The organism is Microcoleus sp. Aus8_D2, assembly GCF_036702665.1.
GTDB lineage: Bacteria > Cyanobacteriota > Cyanobacteriia > Cyanobacteriales > Microcoleaceae > Microcoleus.
The window spans coordinates 1-19,058 of sequence record NZ_JAUBUN010000078.1 but is presented as its reverse complement, the minus strand read 5'-3'; the positions used below and the strand labels follow the sequence as shown (position 1 = coordinate 19,058).

Genomic DNA, 19,058 nt, shown 5'->3' with positions numbered 1-19,058 from the left:
AAAGAAGAACTGTTTCCCGACGGTCGAGAGACTGCCGCTCCGGCTCAGTGTCAGTATTGCAACCCTTAAAATTAAGTTACTAATGATAGCCGTAGCAACCGAACGCAACTGGAAACCCGTTATTAAAGAATTTGAAACCGTAGTCGGCAAAAACGGGGTAGTGCAGCGCCGTGAAGAATTGCTCGTTTACGAGTGCGACGGACTCGCCAGCTACCGCCAGCGCCCGGCCCTGGTGGTATTGCCGCGAACTACCGAGGAAGTGGCAAATGTGGTCAAAATATGCGATCGCAATTCCATTCCCTGGGTGGCCAGAGGCGCCGGTACCGGGCTTTCCGGCGGCGCTTTACCCGTAGAAAACTGCGTGCTGATTGTCACCGCCCTGATGCGAAAAATCCTGAAAGTAGACTTTGAAAATCAGCAAGTAGTCGTACAACCGGGAGTAATTAATAACTGGGTAACGCAAGCAGTTAGCGGCGCCGGTTTCTACTACGCCCCCGATCCTTCCAGTCAAATTATTTGCTCGATTGGCGGCAATGTTGCCGAAAATTCTGGCGGCGTTCACTGCCTCAAATACGGAGTTACAACCAATCACGTTTTAGGATTAAAATTGGTACTTCCCGACGGTTCGATAGTCGATGTTGGCGGCGAAATTCCCGAAATGCCCGGTTACGATTTAACTGGTATATTTGTCGGTTCCGAAGGCACTTTAGGCATCGCTACAGAAGTTACTTTGCGAATCCTGAAAGCGCCGGAATCGATTTGCGTTCTACTGGCAGATTTTCCTAGCATAGAAGCAGCGGGCGAATCGGTTTCCGATATTATCAGCGCTGGGATTATTCCCGGCGGCATGGAAATCATGGACAACATCAGCATCAATGCTGTAGAAGATGTAGTAGCAACTGGATGTTATCCCCGGGATGCGGCGGCGATTCTGCTCGTAGAAATCGACGGTTTAGAAGTGGAAGTAGCTACCAACAAACAGCGAATTGCTGATATTTGCAAGCAAAATGGAGCGCGCAATATCACAACTGCCCACGATCCGGAAACGCGGATGAAAATTTGGAAAGGGCGGAAAGCGGCTTTTGCGGCTGCGGGTCATCTCAGCCCGGATTATTACGTGCAAGACGGCGTAATTCCGCGCACGCAAATGGCTTTTGTTTTGAAAGAAATTGAGGGTTTGAGCGAGAAATACGGCTACCGGATTGCGAATGTATTTCACGCGGGAGATGGGAATTTGCACCCGCTGATTTTGTACGATAACTCGGTAAAAGGTGCGCTGGAAAAGGTGGAGGAATTGGGCGGGGAAATTCTCAGGCTGTGCGTGAAAGTTGGCGGCAGTCTTTCGGGGGAACACGGTATCGGTGCTGATAAGAAGTGTTTTATGCCGGATATGTTTTCGGAGGTAGATTTGGAGACGATGCAGTGGGTGCGTCAGGTGTTTAATCCGAAAGGTTTGGCGAATCCTGGGAAGATGTTTCCGACACCGAAGACTTGCGGGGAAGCGGCGAGGGCTAAGGTGGAAACTATGAAGAAGTTGGAGGGTGCGGAGGTTTTTTAATTCCCCAGTTTGTAGTGAGGACTTCAGTCCTTTGTTATTTTTTCATGAAGAAGGACTAAAGTCCTCACTACAAACGGGAGTTTATTGTGGGTAACTAGGCTCATGTGCGATCGGCATTTTGATAATAAATTCTGTGCCTTTTCCCAATTCTGAAGTACAATAGAATTCGCCTTTATGTCTTTCTACAATAATTTGATAGCTAATTGACAAACCCATTCCGGTGCCTTTACCAATTGGTTTAGTAGTAAAAAATGTATCGAATATGCGCTGCTTGACTTCCTCAGTTATTCCCGGCCCGTTGTCGGCAATTTTGATTTCTACAAAATTGCCGACAACTTCCGTGCAAATTATAATCTGGCTGGGATTATCTGGCATTTCTTGAAAACTTCGCCTACTATTCCCATCATCTATAGCATCGATCGCATTGCTGAGAATATTCATAAAAACTTGATTTATTGGACCCGAAAAACACTCAACAGGTGGCAAGTTTCCGTATTCTTTGATTATTTCAATTGGTGGAATTTCTGCGTTTCCTTTCAAACGGTGATTTAGGATTAACAGCGTGCTGTCAATACCTTCGTGGAGGTTAACGGGTTTCATCTGTGAATCGTCGTGCCGTGCAAAGTTCCGCAGCGACTGCACAATCTGGCAAATCCGCTCGACCCCAACGCTCATTGAAGACATAATTTTGGGTAAATCTTCAGCTAAAAAGTCGAGATCGTTCTCTGCTGTTTCTTGTTGAATCTCAGGGACTGGATTGGGATAATGTTGTTGGTAAAGTTCGAGGAGGTGGAGCAAGTCTTGAGTATAATCTTTGAGGTGAGCGAGATTCCCGTGAATGAAGCTGACGGGGTTGTTGATTTCGTGAGCCACTCCGGCAATTAGCAATCCCAAACTAGACATTTTTTCGCTCTGAACAAGTTGGGAATGAGTGATTTTTAGTTCCTCAAGTGCTGCTGCTAATTGTGCTGATTGTTCTCTGCTTTGCACTTCGGATTTTTGCAAGGCTTCTTCGGCTTGTTTGCGATCGGTGATGTCTCTCTGTACGCCGATGAAATGAGTTAATTTGCCTGTTTTGTCGCGCACTGGAGATATTGAGAAATAATTCCAGAAAATTGTTCCGTCTTTGCGGTAATTCTTTAATATTACCTGACATCCGGTCTCTGTTTTCAAGGCTTGGCGGATGATTTCTAGCGCTGCGGAGTCGGTATCGCTTCCTTGTAAAAATCGGCAGTTTTTCCCTAAAATTTCTTCCCGCCGATAACCTGTCATGCTTTCAAATGCGGGATTGCAATAAATAATTGGATGTTCTGGGTTGGTGGCGTCAGAAATTGTAACTCCGGTGCTAGTAGCGGCCATAGCCCGATCGTACAACCAAAGCATTTCTTCTGCGCGCTTGCGATCGGTAACATCCCGCAACGTGGCTAAATAAGCCATTTCTCCCTCCCATTCCGTTTCCACCACCCGCATTTCTACTACAGCATTTGCTTTGTGCTTGCGAATAGCTTCAACTTCTGTTTGTACGACGCGAATTCCTGCCGCGTCTGTTTCTCCAACTTGGGGAATAATATCCGTGTCCATCTCTATGTCGCAAGCTGAACCTTCTACTACCAAATTGCCAAAAAATGCTTGACCTAAAAGTTGCTCTGCTTTGCAGTTAAATAGCGCTTCTGCTGACGGGTTGGCAAAACAGACAAGCCCTTGCTTGTTGACGATTGCGATGCCGTCGGCATTTTTGGCGATCGCATTCCGAAACCGAGATTCGCTAGCTTTCAAATCCTGTTTTAGCTGTTCCATTGCTATTTGCATCTGCTGCAATTCGCACAGATTAACAACATAAGCTTCTGAAATGCTCATATCTGCCGAATTATCGGCTAAATTTGTGGGTAAATTTTGATATTTTGCGCTCTCCGTCATGTTTTTAGCAGTTGCTTTCTGGGGACTGCTAATATTACTGAGCTTATTTGCTGCATCGGCTTCTTTAAAAGACATATTTAAACCTACCCAATTAGTTTTTAAATTAATGTGTTCCACTCGCCCTATTTTCCTGCCAATTTAGGGAGAGAACAATTTCCCCTCGATGCTAACACACTACTTTTAGAATTCATCCTCAAATATCGTTAAAATTCAATATCTATCTCGATCGAATGATCTATTCCACTTGACTAAGTAATTTCAACAACATCGGCATTTACGTAGTAGGGAAACTAACTATTAAGGCTATAAATGGCTTCAATCCCGCTCGCACCGGACAAAATAACACGAGCGACGCACCAGTTATAAATATTTACAAGCAACTGCTAAGTATAAATTATTATATAATTTTTGAAAAAAATACGCTGCGCAAAAGCAGACTCATCTTTATATATAAAAAATATAGCAGTTCTCAGTAAGATGAGGTACGCTTGGTAATTGGTAATTGGTAATCACCGAAAAGCTTGCGGTTCAAAAGCTTTGGAACCCATTACCCATTACCCATTACCCATTACCAGACATACCTCACTCGGGAGCGATCGAGGCTATAATCACAATTACCAATTAGCAAATTATCTCCCGGCCGCCAGATTTGATATAAAATGTAACCTGTCTATTTTTGCGATCGCAATTTCAAACCAATGGCACGTCTAGCACTTCTGAGCGTATCCAATAAAACCGGGCTAATCGACTTAGCGCGCAGTCTAGTAGAAGAATTTGAATTTGACATAATTAGCAGCGGCGGGACAGCAAGCGCCCTGAAAGAAGCTGGCATCCCAGTCACGAAAGTTGCGGAATATACTGGCTCTCCCGAAATTTTGGGCGGGCGAGTCAAAACACTTCACCCGCGCATCCACGGAGGTATTTTAGCACGTCGCGATGTAGCCCAAGACCTTGCGGATTTAACGGAAAATCAAATTCGGGCGATCGACTTAGTTGTAGTCAATTTGTATCCCTTTGAACAGACAATTGCCAAACCAGGGGTAACACTTGCAGACGCAATTGAGCAGATAGATATCGGCGGGCCGGCGATGCTGAGAGCTTCGGCTAAAAATCACGCTCATTTGACAGTTTTATGCAATCCAGAACAGTACAATAATTATTTAGCAGAACTGCGGCAAAACGGCGGGGAAGCTTCTTTAAAATTCCGGCAAGATCGGGCGCTAGAAACATTTGAACATACTGCAAATTACGATCGCGCGATCGCAAATTATCTCAGCAGCCAATCCCAGCCAGCAGAATCGAAGCTACCACAGGAGTTTAGCGTATCGGGAACCGAGCTGCAAACACTCCGCTACGGCGAAAACCCCCACCAAGCCGCCACCTGGTATCAAAGCGGAACTGCACCCACAGGCTGGACGACTAGCACGATCCTGCAAGGCAAAGAATTAAGCTACAATAATTTAGTAGATTTAGAAGCAGCAAGACGGCTAATTGTAGAATTTCCCGAGACTCCCGCCGCCGCTATTCTGAAGCATACAAATCCTTGCGGTACAGCCTTGGGAGCGACTATTTCCGAAGCGTATCAAAAAGCTTTTGACACGGATTCAGTCTCAGCTTTCGGCGGAATTGTCGCCCTCAACCGCCCGATTGATGCGGCTACCGCAACAGCGCTAACTCAAACATTTTTAGAATGTATTGTCGCGCCTGGCTGCGAACCAGAAGCGGAAGAAATCATTAAAAAGAAGGCGAAAGTCCGAGTCTTAATTTTGCCTGATTTGACTCAAGGCCCAGCACAAACTGTTAAAATAATTGCAGGCGGTTTGCTGGTGCAAGAATCGGACAATGTAGTAGAAGAAACTAGCAACTGGCGCGCAGTTACAGAGAAACAGCCGACTGCTGGAGAGTTGGAAGAATTGCTGTTTGCTTGGAAAGTAGCGAAACACGTGAAATCGAATGCGATCGTTGTGACGCGCGATCGCACTACAATTGGTGTAGGCGCCGGACAAATGAACCGCGTGGGATCGGTTAAACTAGCGTTGGAACAAGCAGGAGAGAAGAGTAAAGGAGCGATTTTGGCTAGCGACGGCTTCTTCCCCTTCGATGATTCGGTAAAAACGGCTGCTGGGGCGGGGATAATTGCGATCGTCCAACCGGGAGGTAGTATGCGCGATAAAGATTCCATAGAAGCCGCCAACCAACTCGGAATCACCATGGTTTTCACCGATATCCGCCACTTCTTGCATTAGGAATCATACTTATACCACTTCTCAATTGTGTAGGATAGTGTAGGGATACAATAGTGTTCGCGGGTGTCAACTTAAGTCTAAAAACTTTGATGAATATCGTTTATATCCGAGTCTAGATCCCCCTAAATCCCCCTTAAGAAGGGGGACTTTGAAAATACTCTTGTCTTCCCTTAAGACGGGGACTTTGAGAATACTCTTGTCTCCCCTTAAGACGAGAGACATTGACACTCTTGTCCCCCCCTTCTTAAGGGGGGTTAGGGGGGATCGGGAAGACTGTGACACCCACGAACACTGTTATATCCTAACGAGTTCCCAGTTGCATCTTGAAAAAATTATGACTTACACTGAACAGCAAATTCAACCCCAAGATGTTAAAGTTAAAATCCTGCTTACCGGCGGACATCAGTGCACCGTCGTCCTCAAATCCGATACACCATTATTGCACAGCCTTGTCAAAGCATTAGTCGATCGCACCCAACAGACAGTCGGTTTTTCCACCTTATTTCAAATCCCCATAGACGACGGGCGTTCCAGCCTTTCTTTTCCCGCCGAACACCTAGTCGGATTAGTCACCGAACCCCCAATTTTCTTGCAGCAACTGCAACCGCAACAGCCAGCAATTCCCCTAGAAATTCCCCTAGAAATTCCAGCAGAAATTCCCGCCCCCGCGCCTGTAAATGACGACTTAATATCTCGCTACGCCCAAATAGACAACTTTTTGACAGCCGCAGAAAAGAACAAACTAATCAAATACGTTTTAGCCAAAGAATCCGAATTCATAACTACCAGCACCTCAACCAATGCCGAAGATTACCGCCGTTCGATGGTGCTCCACGTTTTCCCCGAATTTTCAGCACTGATGGTGAATCGCATCAAAGCAATTCTCCCCGACGTGCTGCGTAAATTAAATATTCCCTCATTTCCGCTTGGTGACATAGAAGCTCAGCTAACTATGCACAACGATAACAACTTTTACAAACTTCACAACGACAGCGGCTCGCCAGATACCGCCAGCAGATTTTTTACTTATGTTTATTATTTCAATCGAGAACCCAAGGCTTTTTCAGGCGGTGAATTGCAGATTTACGACAGCAAAGTCGAGAACAATTTTTATGTTGCAGATGAAACATTCAGAACCGTTGAACCTCGGAACAACAGCATTGTATTTTTTCTGAGCCGCTATATGCACGAAGTTTTGCCAGTTAGCTGTCCCTCCAAAGCTTTTGCTGATAGTCGCTTTACTATTAATGGCTGGGTGCGTAAAGCGGATTGAGACAAGATTTGCGGATTATTACTCGTTACCAGGCTTCAGCCTGGTAACGCAGATCCGGAGGCTCTGCCTCCTCCCAAACGAGGCAGAGCCTCTAGATATGGGTTCCCAGGCGGTTAGCCTGGGAACCAGTTATAGCCTTTCTCGAATAGATGAGGTACAAGTTTAGATTTTAGATTTTAGATTTTAGATTGGGGGATTGAAGAATTATTAATTAATTGGTCAATACCTAATCTTTTTGAGAAAGGCTATAAATCGAAAATCAAAAATCGAAAATCGAAAATCGTATTACTCTTGTGCTCCTGCACTTTTGAGCAATTTCACAACACTCGAATAACCCTTAAATTCAGCTAACATTAAAGCTGTATAATTGCCCGGATTCTTGTGGTTTAATTCTGCACCAGCGGCGATTAAAATCTTGACTGCATCAGAATAACCGCGATGGGCTGCCCACATGATAGCGGTGGCGCCGGAATCATCCAGCAAGTTGACATCTGCGCCTTTTTCGACTAATATTTGGACGATCGCCATATAACCGCGATCGCACGCCTTCATCAAAGCAGTCTTCCCCAAATCCGCCGGGATATTGGGATCTGCACCGCCGTCAAGCAAAGCTTTCACTGTCTCAGTATGTCCGTGAAACGCAGCCAGAGTCAAAGCCGTCTCCCCAAAGTTCTTCGCATTCAGGAAATCAGCCTGATTCGAGTTTACCTTTTGCAGCAAAGCGGATACGATCGCACTATGACCGTGAACAGCCGCCACCAGCAAAGGCGTATCGCCCAACCGATTTCTCGAACCGACATGAGCGCCTCGGTTTAAGAGCATTTCCACCACATCTTTACAGCCTTCAACCACGGCAAAATTCAACGCAGTTTCGTCATCTCTGTCCTTGGCGTTGATATCCGCGCCAGCATCGAGTAAGATACGGGCGATCGTCAAATTTCCACCAGCAGCCGCCGCCATCAAAGCCGTTCCGCCATCTCCACTTTTGACATTCGCATTAGCACCCGCAGCCAACAAAGCCCGCACCGCATCAACATTCCCGCCATCCGCAGCCAAAGTTAAAGCAGTTTCGCCCTCTTTGTCGCGAATTTCCAAATCAGCACCCGCAGCTAACAGCGCCTCGATAACCGCCAAATTACCCGCCGCCTGTGCCTGCATCAAAGGAGTTTTACTCTGTAGATTTTTAAGATTAACATCCGCACCGCGATCGAGCAAAATTCGCACGATTGCAGCACTTCCTTGACTAACTGCTAAAAATAGCATAGAATTATCAGCAACAGCACCCGCATCAGCCAAAGCTTTCACAACAGCTTCGTGTCCCGATAAAGCCGCTATTTTCAGAGCAGAATCCCCATCTTTATCGCGAACATTTACATCAGCCTTAGCATCAAGTAAAAGCCGGACAACATTAATATCGCCTTTGAGAGCAGCCGCCATCAAAGCCGTACTTCCATCATCATTTTTAGCATCAACATCAGCACCCGCAGCCAACAACAGCCCCATAACATCAGCTTGTTTGTGAGCGGCGGCCAACATCAAAGCCGTCAGCCCAAAACGCCTGCTAACATGGTTGACATCAGCGTCATTGTTTAGTAAAATACGCACGATTTCCGTATATCCCTTTTGGGCAGCAAACATCAAAGCCGTCGTCCCCTCAGAGTCTTTGGCGTTAGCGTCAACGCCCTTAGCGAGTAAAGCTTGGACGTGAATAATGTTGCCAGTCTTGGCGGCTTGAATCAATACAGCGTCTTGTTTAGTGGCAGGCATAATAGTCTCTCATACCGTATATTTGTACCGTCGCACGAGACGGACTTACTGGTATGCTAAGTTTTATGAAGTATGTTTGCTAATCCTGAGAACACTATGAATCTCGAAATTCCGCAGTCTGTAAAAGTTTGGAGCCAATTCTTCCACCCAGTTTTAATGTGGGTATTGCTAGCAATCTCATTTTATGCTTTGTATCTGGGCATACAAATCCGCCGTACCAGAAGTGCGGAAGGCGATGTCAAGAAAGAGTTAATTAAGGGCAAATTCAATATCAAGCACCATCAGATGGGCTCTTTGCTGCTAGCGTTAATGGTAACAGGTGCGATCGGCGCAATGGCAGTCACCTACATCAACAACGGCAAACTATTTGTCGCCCCGCACCTAGTCGCAGGCCTAGGAATGACCGTCATAATTGCCATTTCAGCCTCCCTAACTCCGTTGATGCAAAAAGGCAACGATATTGCCAGATACACTCACATCGTTCTAAATGTGGGGCTGTTAGGGCTATTTGGCTGGCAGGCGGTAACAGGTGTAGAAATCCTACAAAGAATTATCAGTAAAATGTAACCGTTAAAGTGCGATTCAGGACTGACGCGAGCGTGTCCAGAAACCGGGTTTTTCACGCGTTTACTTCGTTGTAGGCGTAAATTCTGCTAAAAACCCGGTTTCTTTAATCGTAACAGTAACTCGTTCCAAGGCAGAGCCTTGGAATCCATATCTAGAGGCTCTGCCTCGGCACAGGATTAAGGAGGCAGAGCCTCCGGATCTGCGTTACCAGGCAGAGCCTGTTAACGAGTAGAAATAACCCTCTCTTTTACTCTTTCCCAACTGTCGTAAGGTGCGTCGCAATCAGATTATCGATGGAATTCATGAATTTTTATAGCGACGCACCCTACAAAAAATCAAAGCCATGCTAGAAACCCTCATCAAGTATTTTGTTTACGCCACCAAAGGTCATATTACCAAAACACAATTAATCAAATTTTTATATTTAGCCGACCTTTATTCTGTCAAATGGACGAGCAAACAGCTTACAGAACTCAATTGGCGTTATTATCACTATAGCCCTTGGAACGAAGACATAATTGTCGCCTTAAATCAAATGAACGGCAAAACAATTGTGCAAGAATCTGTCGGAGAAACCATATTTATCCGACTTGGTACCCAAGCAGGTAATGTCGATGATTTAGAATTGCCTGTCGGACTAAAACTAATGCTGGAAAACATTCGCAGAGAATGGGCAGGCTCAGGACATGATAAAATCCAGCAATTACTAAAATATATCTACAGCACCGCCCCAATGATTGAGGTTAAAGATAGCAATCAACTAGAGGAAGTGGTGAGGCTTAACCTGGACACAGAAAGACAAAAATTAATCAGTGAATTAGGGTAGTAACGTGGCTGGAAAAACACCTCGTCAAGGTTGGATTTATTTAGTAAATCCCCAGAAAGTATCTCTTCGGTGCAAACATAATCACAATCAGATTTATGATTTAAGTCAAGCAGGTAAAATTGAATGCAAGACTGTTGATTGCAATCTGATAATTAATTCTAGCATGGTTTTGCGGGGAGAGCATCATTATCTCATTTGGGCAAGCGACCAATTTCAAGATGAGTCTGAATTACTAGAAACTTTTACGGTAATTCCCTTAACTTTCCAAGAAACCTGCAAAGGCTTACCAACAGCATATCCGATTAATTCGACTAGCAAACACGGTCTTTCTCAGAATTGCTTAGCTTTAGTGCATCAGATATGCAATGTTGATGCTAATTGCTTTAAGGACTCCCAAGGAAATTGGTTGGAACGAGTTGGACAAGTAGATAAAGGAGATAAGGAGTCGATAGATGAACGTTTAAAGTATTTTTTGAATCTTGAGGATGATTGTAGTAATGATTGGTTGATGAACAATGTGTCTGGGGAAGTTTTAGAGAAAGTATTTGATTATCTACCGAAGGAAATACAGAAAAAGATTGATTTAGAAAAAGTCATAAGCGATCTAGAATTATGGTGAGATGCAGACGGCGGTTGAAACCGCGTCTATACAAACGATGTCTGCCTCCGCAGACTAAAGAGAATAGGAAACTGAGTTGTAGGGTGCGTCGCCATCGACAATCCCTCCATAAAAACCGACAATCTCATAGCGACGCACCAGAGTGATTCAACAGATGAATAAACACCCCTCTATTTTACTCTTTCTCAACAATCTATATTGTAGGGTGCGTCGCGATCGACAATCCCTCGATCAAAATCGACAATCTCACAGCGACGCACCATTTTTGATAAATCAATACGGTAATCCCTCGATCAAAATCGACAATCTCACAGCGACGCACCATTTTTGATAAATCAATACGGTTCACTTAACAGTTTTTTGTGATTGCGAGTGTCCTGCATTTCATCCCTTAAAAGCTGCTATCAGCGTTGTAAATCCGAGTTATTCTCATTGCTACCGATAATTTGATTCCTACTATTTACCTCTTTAGGCTTAATTTTGCGAGTCCACCCCCAAGTACCAAAGCCAAAGCCTGCGCCAAATAATAAACTCAAAAAGAGGGATAATACAAAGGGATGCGGTAGTAAAGATGTAGAAAAAGGTGCGATCGGAACTTGCGTTATCAGAGGATAACTGCTAGCAATGATTCCGGCTACACCGATGCCTGCACCGATGCCTGCACCTACCGATTGAATCGTATTTTGCAATTCGACATCGCTTTTTCTTTCCGCCAGCTCAAACTTTGCCTGTTGTTTTTGACCGTCCAATTCCACAATTATTCGGATAGTTTCAATCATCTATTGAAACAATTGCCGTCCTGCGGTAAGATAACTCATGTTGACTTTAATCTGTTTCTGAAATGTCTGGCAACTCCCGGTCAATAAATCTTGGAAAAAATCTAAGTTATCCGTTTCTTTGAGACTGTGACTGACAAGTTGTTTGCGGTAGTTACGATAGTTGTAAGCATTCGTTTCAATAGCGTTACATAGGAAGGACGCCAGACTTGACAGCTAAACACTTGGAAGAGATAGGGGAAGCGCTAAAAATTCCCCCACAACCGCGTCAGACCAAGGTTATAGAGATGGTTACAGATGAAGTTACAGACAAGCTCGAAGTGGTTACAGATGCAGTTATACAGAACCGAATAGCAGCGCTCGAAACCCGCCTGCAATTGATGGAGGAACGGCTGGGAAAATTGAGGGCAGTCAGTGAATCACCCACAGAATCACTCAGGCCGGACACCACAGAAGAAGTCGAAAGCTTGCGCCAAAGCCTAGAAAGAAGCGACACGCTTATCAAATCAAGGAATCAAGAAATCTCCGACCTACGTTTTCGGCTGGCAGCGAAGGATGAAATTATCGCTGAGGCAGACGAGCAAATTGAAAAACTAGAATCCGAACGCCAAGAATTTGCGGAAACCAAAAAACTCTACAACGAAGGTATGAGGGAACTTATGAGCACTGAAAAAAGCATTGAAGGAGAGCAGATGCGCACTCGTACACAGTTGACCGAAGCGGAAACTAAATTGCGTGAAGCCAACAGCAAGCTTTTGCAGCAAAGCAATACCATCCGGGAACTGGAGCGCGAGCCGTTTAAGTTCCAAAAGCCCGCTCAATCCAAAACATCGGCGATAGTCGGAGCCTATTTTTCAAAGGTAGAAGCTGCCGACCTCCTCAACCAGTTGAAGGCTAAGCGTAAAAAGTCCAAAGCGGACTTGGTGGATGTGGAGGCGCTTTTAGACTTATTAAGTTCTTCCCCCTAGACCTGAGGTTGGTTTTGAATCAGTAGGCGTTCATACGCCTCTTGTTGCTCTCGTTCGTTGATAGCCAGATGGTAAGTCTCTGTGTGGGTTAACAGAGAATGGCCCATCTGCTTAGCGGCGAGCGAGGTATCTAGCCCAAACCGGATTGCTCGGACAGCCCAGCTATGGCGCAAGTCGTAGGCACGAAAACGGAATTTAACTGGCGATCGCGCAAAAAACTTGCACACCCTCGCGCCGAAATCTGCGTGACACTCCCCCGTGACAGGTGGCCGCTTGATTTGGGAGAGATTCCAGTTGTAAGCCCATTCTGGTCTTAGGGGCCAGCACTGCCTATACCCGGTTTTGCCTTCGAGCACTTGCGCGATCGGGAACTTCGACATATCTAAAAAGAAAGCCTCATGGTCGCGAAGGCCGTAGGCTGCTATGACCCCATAAACCCATTGCCAGTGAGGGTTGTTAATTTGGTCAAAGCAGTTGGCAATTTCTTCGTCTGTCGGTAGGTCGCGTGGCGGGACTTTGGTTGGCGAGTAATTTCCAACCAAGTCCCTAACATCAAGTTCTAGTCCAGCAATCCGACCTAACTGGCGGAAAGCTAGACAAAATCTACGGCGCTGACGAGAATTGGGTTTAGTGCGAGAAATCGCACTTAATAATGCTTCAATAGAAATCGGTTTGTCGGTGGGCAACACTCCGAACGGGCGAGCGTAATCAGTTTTCCATGTCGTCACCGAAACTGTTGGTCGCTTTGCCTCTTCAAATCTTTGTATCCAATGTGCGATCGTTTCGGGCGATCGGGAGTTATCTACATACAAGTTCCAATCGAAAATCTTTGAATCCAGTAAAAAGCCCAGCTTCCGGGCTTCTTTCTCAGCAAAGGAGATTCCCGCAAGATTTGCGTGAACGTGCAAAGAAATTTGCTGCTGGCAGCGAGCCTGATTCGTCTTCCCGGGTTTCGCGGGGAGAACCGCTCGTAAATACAAGTAGTCCCCTCTTTGGAAAATGGTCACACCCACCTTGCCCATTTTTAGCCGGCCATTTGCCTGGTTAATTCTCCCTTGATTTTCCATTCACTAGATTTGCACTAATTTCTGCCTTTGATTATATGTGATCGTATGCGATACACACTTTGTTACAATCCCGAAAACTTTGCAAATCCGTTGTTTTACACCTTTAAAAGCGCATGAAAATAAAGGCGGCACCCAGATTTGAACTGGGGGTGGAGGTTTTGCAGACCTCTGCCTTACCACTTGGCTATGCCGCCGTTACGTCTGAAAATTGACGTTATACGATAATACACTAAATCCTGATTATTTCAACATACCTGTCAAAAATTTTCCTCGCTTGTTTTCGATCGCCCTCAAAGCCCCATCCCAGGCTAATCTAGAAATAGCTCGATCGCCTCCGCTTCGCCCGCAACACCAGCCATGACACCAGCTTCTACCCTCCGAGTCGCCCAAATTACCGACACTCACCTGTTTGCAGAGATCGATCGACAATGGAAAGGGATCTCAACAGCCCGCACCCTGCAAGCAGTTCTCGATCGCCTGCAACAGATCCAGCCGCCGCCCGACTTACTTTTGCTGACAGGCGACTTATCCCAAGACGAAACACCCGAATCTTATCAGCGCCTCGTCTCCCTCATCGCCCCCCTGGGAATTCCCGCCTACTGGATACCGGGAAACCACGACAACATCCCAGTTATGACAGAAATCTTAAATCAGCCACCGATTTCCCCTGACAAATCGTGGATGCTGGGAAACTGGCAGTTTCTACTGCTGTCGAGTGTGGAAGCCGGATGCGACGGCGGGCGGCTTTCCCCAGACAGCTTGCAGTGGCTGGACTCTCAACTCCAACAAACGGGCGATCGCTCTGTTATGATTGCCTTGCACCACCATCCGCTGGCGATCGACTGTGAGATTATGGACAGCATGATGCTGCACAATGCCGATGAATTTTTCGCAATTGTCGATCGATACCCTCAAATCAAAATCGTCCTTTGCGGGCACATTCACCAAGAATTTCAGCAACAGCGAGGCTTAGTTTCTTACTTGGGCGCGCCCAGTACCTGCATCCAACTACTACCCAAAACCTCTGGGATTGTCCTCGACACCATCGGGCCCGGATTTAGATCGATCGAATTGGCGATCGATGGTACTTGGGAAACTAAGATTGAGCGAGTAGCCGCAGAACCTGCAACAGCTTAATAATTTATAGTCAAGATATGATTGTGCGATCGGCAAATCTCAAAATCATCCACCCGGTTCGTAGCGAGGACTGAGCGTCCGCATCAAATTCGTTCGTAGTGAGGACTGAGCGTCCGCATCAAAAATCATATAAGTCAAGTCATCACTACAAACCAATGCAATTGTGTAGCTTCAAACCCAAACAATATTAAGCAGGTTTCTGAACCCAAAATTACAAATCATAGAACACATTTTTTACTAGATTACATCTGTTAAAAAGACTCATACCAAAAATAAACTCAACTGTCAATCTATCAGCCGATAGATATTTTTATCTAGGTCAACATTTTATGATAAGTATTGACCGTAGATTGCAGACATATTTAGAGTGCATCGGCAACGAACAAAAATATATCTGACAACTTTACAAAACAGGAGAAACTCAATATGTCTCAAGTCAATGGCGTCATGATGCAGTATTTCCACTGGTACAATCCCGCTGATGGGAGTCTGTGGAATCAGCTAGCAGAATCTGCAAAAGATTTAGCAAAAATTGGTGTAACATCGCTATGGTTGCCGCCCGCCTATAAAGGAACCGGCGGCGGGATGGACGTAGGTTACGGTGTTTACGACATATTCGACTTAGGCGAATTCGACCAAAAAGGATCGGTACGCACCAAATACGGCACAAAAGATGAATATTTGCGCGCGATCAAAGCTGCACATGATGCAGGAATCATGATTTATGCCGATGTTGTCTTCAACCACAAATTAGGTGCAGATGCAGAAGAAGAAGCCGAAGCCACACCCTTCAATCCCGACAACCGCAATGACACCGTAGGGGAATATCAAAAAATCAAAGCTTGGACGCATTTTACTTTCCCCGGCCGCGACAAAAAATATTCCAGCATGGAGTGGCATTGGTGGCATTTTGACGCTATTGATTACAACGTTTACAACACAGACACCCATGCCATTTACCTGCTAAAAGGCAAAGAATTCGATCGAGGAGTAGACTTAGAAAAAGGCAATTTTGACTACCTCATGGGTTGCGACTTAGATATGGACAACCCAGAAGTCACCGGCGAATTAAAATACTGGGGCGAGTGGTATGTCGATACAACAAACGTTGACGGCTTTCGCTTCGATGCCGTCAAACACGTAGCAGCAGAATTTTTCCAAGAATGGTTGGAACACGTCCGCAACTATGCCAAACGCGACCTATTTGCCGTCGGTGAATATTGGTCTTACGAAGTGGAAGCTTTGCATTACTTTATCCAAGCAACTGACGGTAAAGTATCCTTATTTGACGCGCCCCTCCACTACAACTTCCACGCTGCTAGCAAAGCCGGTAACAGCTACGACTTGCGCACAATTTTTGACAACACTCTGGTTAAAGACCAACCAACCCTCGCGGTTACTTTGGTTGACAACCACGATTCGCAACCTTTGCAATCCCTTGAATCAGTTGTCGAGGCTTGGTTTAAACCCTTAGCCTACGCTTTAATCCTGCTACGCAGCGAAGGATATCCGTGTATTTTTTACCCGGATTATTACGGCGCTAACTATAAGGATACAGCAAATGATGGCAACGAATACGAGATTTGGTTAGACAAACATCAATGGATTCTAGATAAAATGTTGTTCGCGCGCCAAACTTATTCCTACGGGAATCAGTACGATTACTTCGACCATGCCAACACCATTGGCTGGACGCGACTCGGAGATGAAGAACATCCGGGTGGCATGGCCGTGGTACTGAGTAACGGAGGCGATGGCACTAAGTTTATGGAAGTCGGACATCCGAATCGAACTTATATCGACATCACCGAACACATCAAAGAACCGATCGCAACTAATGACGATGGTTGGGCAGATTTTCGGTGCAACGCCGGTTCAGTTTCTGTCTGGGTTCCTCAGTCGTAAGGACTGTCTTAATATTGATGTACTCCTCTGTCTGAAGTAGGGTGCGCCGAGGGGCACCTTACCGCTATGATGAGTACATCAAACCACTTTTTACTTTGCTATTTTTGATAAGTAAAGCCTGTTCGTAGTGAGGACTTCAGTCCTCTCTCTATCTATAGTTGTATTTTTAGGCGATCGCGACACTAAATTATTTAAATAACAAATTATGAAACTTGCAGAAAAAGTTGCCGTGATTACGGGCGGCGGGTCGGGAATTGGACGTGCAGCAGCAATCTTAATGGCCGAAGAAGGCGCAAAAGTTGCAATTATCGATCGCACTTTAGAAACAGCACAAGAAACCGTCCGCCAGTTGGTCAATGAAGGAGGTTGCGGGCTGGCGATTGCCGCAGATGTGGCGGATGCTGAGCATATGCAAGAGGCATTTGAAACAATTTTTGACGAATATCAAAGAATTGATATTGTGTTTGCTAATGCGGGGATTAACGGCGTCTGGTCGCCGATAGAAGAGATAGAACACGATGAATGGGATCGGACAATTAACACTAACCTCACCGGAACCTTTTTGACGGTTAAATATGCTGTTCCTTATCTCAAACAACAAGGAGGTTCCATCGTCATTACATCATCGATTAATGGCACGAGAAGTTTTAGGAAAGTGGGCGCCACCGCCTACGCTTGCAGCAAAGCCGCCCAAGTAGCTTTTGCAAAAATGCTGGCGCTAGAACTTGCTCCCAGCCACATCAGAGTCAATGCAATCTGTCCGGGCGGGGTGCTGACTGCGATCGATCAAAGTACCGTTAAGCGCCATCTCGATCGCATTCCAGTCGCGCCTGATTCCATTAAAGATATGATTCCTTTGACTGATAATACCGCCGGTTCCAGCGAAGAAATCGCTCAATTAGTTTTATTTCTGGTATCGGATGCCTCCAGCTTTATCACGGGTACTGAAGTCTGGATTGATGGCGGCGGTTCTTTGATTTAAAATAAATTCAATCGGCAAACATATTATTCCCTAAAAATGCTATTTTAAGTTCGTAGTGAGGACTTTAGTCCGCAAATTTGGATGCGGACTAAAGTCCTCACTACGAACCTTGGGACAATTCATATTTGATAAATATTTCGCCAAACTCTCCATTGTTTGACAGCAGTTTGCAATCTCTGCGGCAGCCAGTTATCGTACTGAGGATAAACAGGCAAACGCTGCACGAGTTGCCATCGGGCTGCTGCTAAAATTTCTGTTAAAGTTTGGTGTTGCAAATGAGGATAATCGGGATTAACTTCATCCAAGGGCCCAATTCCGCCTAAATCTCTCGCACCTGCTTCTAAACAAGCTAGCAATATTTCGGGCTGTGCAACTAAATTAGGCGGAATTTGCAGCGAGATTTCAGATGGTAAAATGCTGCGGGCGATCGCAATTACTTGTGGCATTTTTGTAGCATCAAAAACTTCGCCGTCCCAACTTTGCTTGTTTCCCGGACTGTGAGGCTGCAAAATAACTTCTTGAATGTGATTGTAGCGCGAATGAATCCGGGCGATCGCCTCCAGAGTCTCAATCCAATCCGCCTCAGTTTCCCCAATTCCCAGCAGCAAGCCAGTTGTAAACGGAATCTGCAATTCCCCAGCCCATTCTAACTGTTTGAGCCGCAGCGCCGGCACTTTACTCGGTGCGTGTCTGTGAACCGTTTGTAACAAATCGGGAGAAAGTTGTTCTACCATCAGCCCCATCGAGACATTCACCTGTTTTAACTGTGCCATCTCCTCAAAGCTGAGCGGCCCCACATTAGTATGTGGCAAAAATCCGAGACTAAGTGCCAGTTCGCACAAATCGTAAATCCTCTGAAACCAAGCTTTGCGCCGTTGACTCTGAGGATGTACCTCGCCGCTGAGAATCAGAATTTCAATTACACCTTGAGGAAGCAGCAATTTGAGCTGTTTTTCGGCTTCTGCGAGTGTCAGCCAAGGACTTTGCAGCGGTTGGGCCCGAAAATTGCAATAGGTGCACCGGTTGTAACACTCGTAGGTGGGAACCAGGGTATAAGCAGGGCTGTAGGTGACGGTGCGAGACATTCCTTGGATTTTTATCGATCGGACTTGGGCAACAATATATATGTATCTGTCAGTGCGAGTTTTGCGGTTGGCGATCGCGCTCCTTCATGTATCTTAACACTCGCGCCAGTCACCAATCTCGTTACCTAGCTAAATTATGAACATTTTTTTGTTGGTGCGATCGCCATCCCATTCCGTTCTCAGCCTTTAAACCCTTGTATAGTAAGCTTTACAGCTATATATTAGTTAGACTTATGATATTCATAACAAAAACTGTGCTTAATACCCCTTTACAAACCGAAATAAAAGCTTTATATTTATTTACATGGCGGAACACAAAGCCGTCACGAACATTGAAAACCAAATAACGCAATCATAAAACAATG

16 protein-coding genes and 1 tRNA gene are annotated in these 19,058 nt (G+C 45.5%); 11 read left to right on the top strand and 6 right to left on the bottom strand.

Features of this window, described 5'->3' with window-relative positions:
* Nucleotides 1–82: 82 nt before the first annotated feature.
* A complete protein-coding gene (gene glcD / locus QUB64_RS32070; RefSeq protein WP_333278407.1) occupies nucleotides 83–1,558 on the top strand; it encodes a glycolate oxidase subunit GlcD in 1,476 nt (491 codons plus the stop codon).
* 81 nt (nucleotides 1,559–1,639) lie between these two features.
* Here the strand turns inward: glcD and QUB64_RS32065 are convergent, their stop codons facing one another.
* A complete protein-coding gene (locus tag QUB64_RS32065; RefSeq protein ID WP_333278405.1) occupies nucleotides 1,640–3,592 on the bottom strand; it encodes a PAS domain S-box protein in 1,953 nt (650 codons plus the stop codon).
* Nucleotides 3,593–4,173: 581 nt separating this feature from the next.
* Between QUB64_RS32065 and purH the strand changes: the two genes are divergently transcribed.
* Together purH and QUB64_RS32055 are read left to right on the top strand one after the other, a co-directional pair.
* Nucleotides 4,174–5,721 (top strand): bifunctional phosphoribosylaminoimidazolecarboxamide formyltransferase/IMP cyclohydrolase, encoded by a 1,548-nt coding sequence (purH, locus tag QUB64_RS32060; protein WP_333278403.1) that lies wholly within the window; start codon nucleotides 4,174–4,176, stop codon nucleotides 5,719–5,721.
* 334 nt (nucleotides 5,722–6,055) lie between these two features.
* A complete protein-coding gene (locus QUB64_RS32055; protein WP_333278401.1) occupies nucleotides 6,056–6,994 on the top strand; it encodes a 2OG-Fe(II) oxygenase in 939 nt (312 codons plus the stop codon).
* A gap of 285 nt (nucleotides 6,995–7,279) precedes the next feature.
* Here QUB64_RS32055 and QUB64_RS32050 read toward each other — a convergent pair whose 3' ends face one another.
* Nucleotides 7,280–8,761, bottom strand: coding sequence for an ankyrin repeat domain-containing protein (locus QUB64_RS32050; RefSeq protein ID WP_333278398.1), 1,482 nt, complete (start codon nucleotides 8,759–8,761; stop codon nucleotides 7,280–7,282).
* A 96-nt stretch (nucleotides 8,762–8,857) separates the two neighbouring features.
* Between QUB64_RS32050 and QUB64_RS32045 the strand changes: the two genes are divergently transcribed.
* The 3 genes from QUB64_RS32045 to QUB64_RS32035 all read left to right on the top strand — a co-directional run bounded on the left by QUB64_RS32045 (nucleotide 8,858) and on the right by QUB64_RS32035 (nucleotide 10,773).
* Nucleotides 8,858–9,328: a DUF4079 domain-containing protein gene (locus QUB64_RS32045; RefSeq protein ID WP_333278396.1), complete on the top strand. Its 471-nt coding sequence runs from the start codon at nucleotides 8,858–8,860 to the stop codon at nucleotides 9,326–9,328.
* A 343-nt stretch (nucleotides 9,329–9,671) separates the two neighbouring features.
* Nucleotides 9,672–10,154: a type II toxin-antitoxin system antitoxin SocA domain-containing protein gene (locus tag QUB64_RS32040; protein ID WP_333278393.1), complete on the top strand. Its 483-nt coding sequence runs from the start codon at nucleotides 9,672–9,674 to the stop codon at nucleotides 10,152–10,154.
* Nucleotides 10,155–10,158: 4 nt separating this feature from the next.
* The gene (locus tag QUB64_RS32035) at nucleotides 10,159–10,773 is read left to right on the top strand and encodes a type II toxin-antitoxin system PemK/MazF family toxin (protein ID WP_333278389.1); all 615 of its coding nucleotides are present in this window, start codon (nucleotides 10,159–10,161) and stop codon (nucleotides 10,771–10,773) included.
* Between the two features lie 404 nt (nucleotides 10,774–11,177).
* On the opposite strand, the gene QUB64_RS32030 is transcribed toward QUB64_RS32035, so the two are convergent.
* A complete protein-coding gene (locus QUB64_RS32030; protein WP_333278386.1) occupies nucleotides 11,178–11,552 on the bottom strand; it encodes a hypothetical protein in 375 nt (124 codons plus the stop codon).
* 206 nt (nucleotides 11,553–11,758) lie between these two features.
* On the opposite strand from QUB64_RS32030, the gene QUB64_RS32025 reads away from it, so the two are divergent.
* Nucleotides 11,759–12,517 carry a hypothetical protein gene (locus QUB64_RS32025; protein WP_333278383.1) on the top strand — a complete coding sequence of 253 codons (759 nt, stop codon included), beginning with the start codon at nucleotides 11,759–11,761 and terminating at the stop codon, nucleotides 12,515–12,517.
* On the opposite strand, the gene QUB64_RS32020 is transcribed toward QUB64_RS32025, so the two are convergent.
* Together QUB64_RS32020 and QUB64_RS32015 are read right to left on the bottom strand one after the other, a co-directional pair.
* Entirely contained in the window at nucleotides 12,514–13,425 is a 912-nt protein-coding gene (locus QUB64_RS32020; protein ID WP_333278381.1) for a site-specific recombinase, read from the bottom strand. The genes QUB64_RS32025 and QUB64_RS32020 overlap by 4 nt on opposite strands.
* Before the next feature lie 282 nt (nucleotides 13,426–13,707).
* Nucleotides 13,708–13,778: transfer RNA gene (locus tag QUB64_RS32015), tRNA-Cys, on the bottom strand.
* 14 nt (nucleotides 13,779–13,792) lie between these two features.
* On the opposite strand from QUB64_RS32015, the gene QUB64_RS32010 reads away from it, so the two are divergent.
* From QUB64_RS32010 to QUB64_RS31995, 4 genes are all read left to right on the top strand, one after another.
* Nucleotides 13,793–13,945 (top strand): hypothetical protein, encoded by a 153-nt coding sequence (locus QUB64_RS32010; RefSeq protein WP_333278379.1) that lies wholly within the window; start codon nucleotides 13,793–13,795, stop codon nucleotides 13,943–13,945.
* Nucleotides 13,942–14,721, top strand: a complete 780-nt coding sequence (gene cpdA / locus QUB64_RS32005) for a 3',5'-cyclic-AMP phosphodiesterase (protein WP_333278377.1) — start codon at nucleotides 13,942–13,944, stop codon at nucleotides 14,719–14,721. Before QUB64_RS32010 ends, cpdA begins: the two co-directional genes overlap by 4 nt.
* A 426-nt stretch (nucleotides 14,722–15,147) precedes the next feature.
* Nucleotides 15,148–16,626: an alpha-amylase gene (locus tag QUB64_RS32000; RefSeq protein ID WP_333278375.1), complete on the top strand. Its 1,479-nt coding sequence runs from the start codon at nucleotides 15,148–15,150 to the stop codon at nucleotides 16,624–16,626.
* A 205-nt stretch (nucleotides 16,627–16,831) separates the two neighbouring features.
* Nucleotides 16,832–17,608, top strand: a complete 777-nt coding sequence (locus QUB64_RS31995) for an SDR family oxidoreductase (protein WP_333278374.1) — start codon at nucleotides 16,832–16,834, stop codon at nucleotides 17,606–17,608.
* Nucleotides 17,609–17,727: 119 nt separating this feature from the next.
* Here QUB64_RS31995 and cofG read toward each other — a convergent pair whose 3' ends face one another.
* Nucleotides 17,728–18,693, bottom strand: coding sequence for a 7,8-didemethyl-8-hydroxy-5-deazariboflavin synthase subunit CofG (gene cofG / locus QUB64_RS31990; RefSeq protein WP_333278372.1), 966 nt, complete (start codon nucleotides 18,691–18,693; stop codon nucleotides 17,728–17,730).
* Between the last annotated feature and the right edge of the window lie 365 nt (nucleotides 18,694–19,058).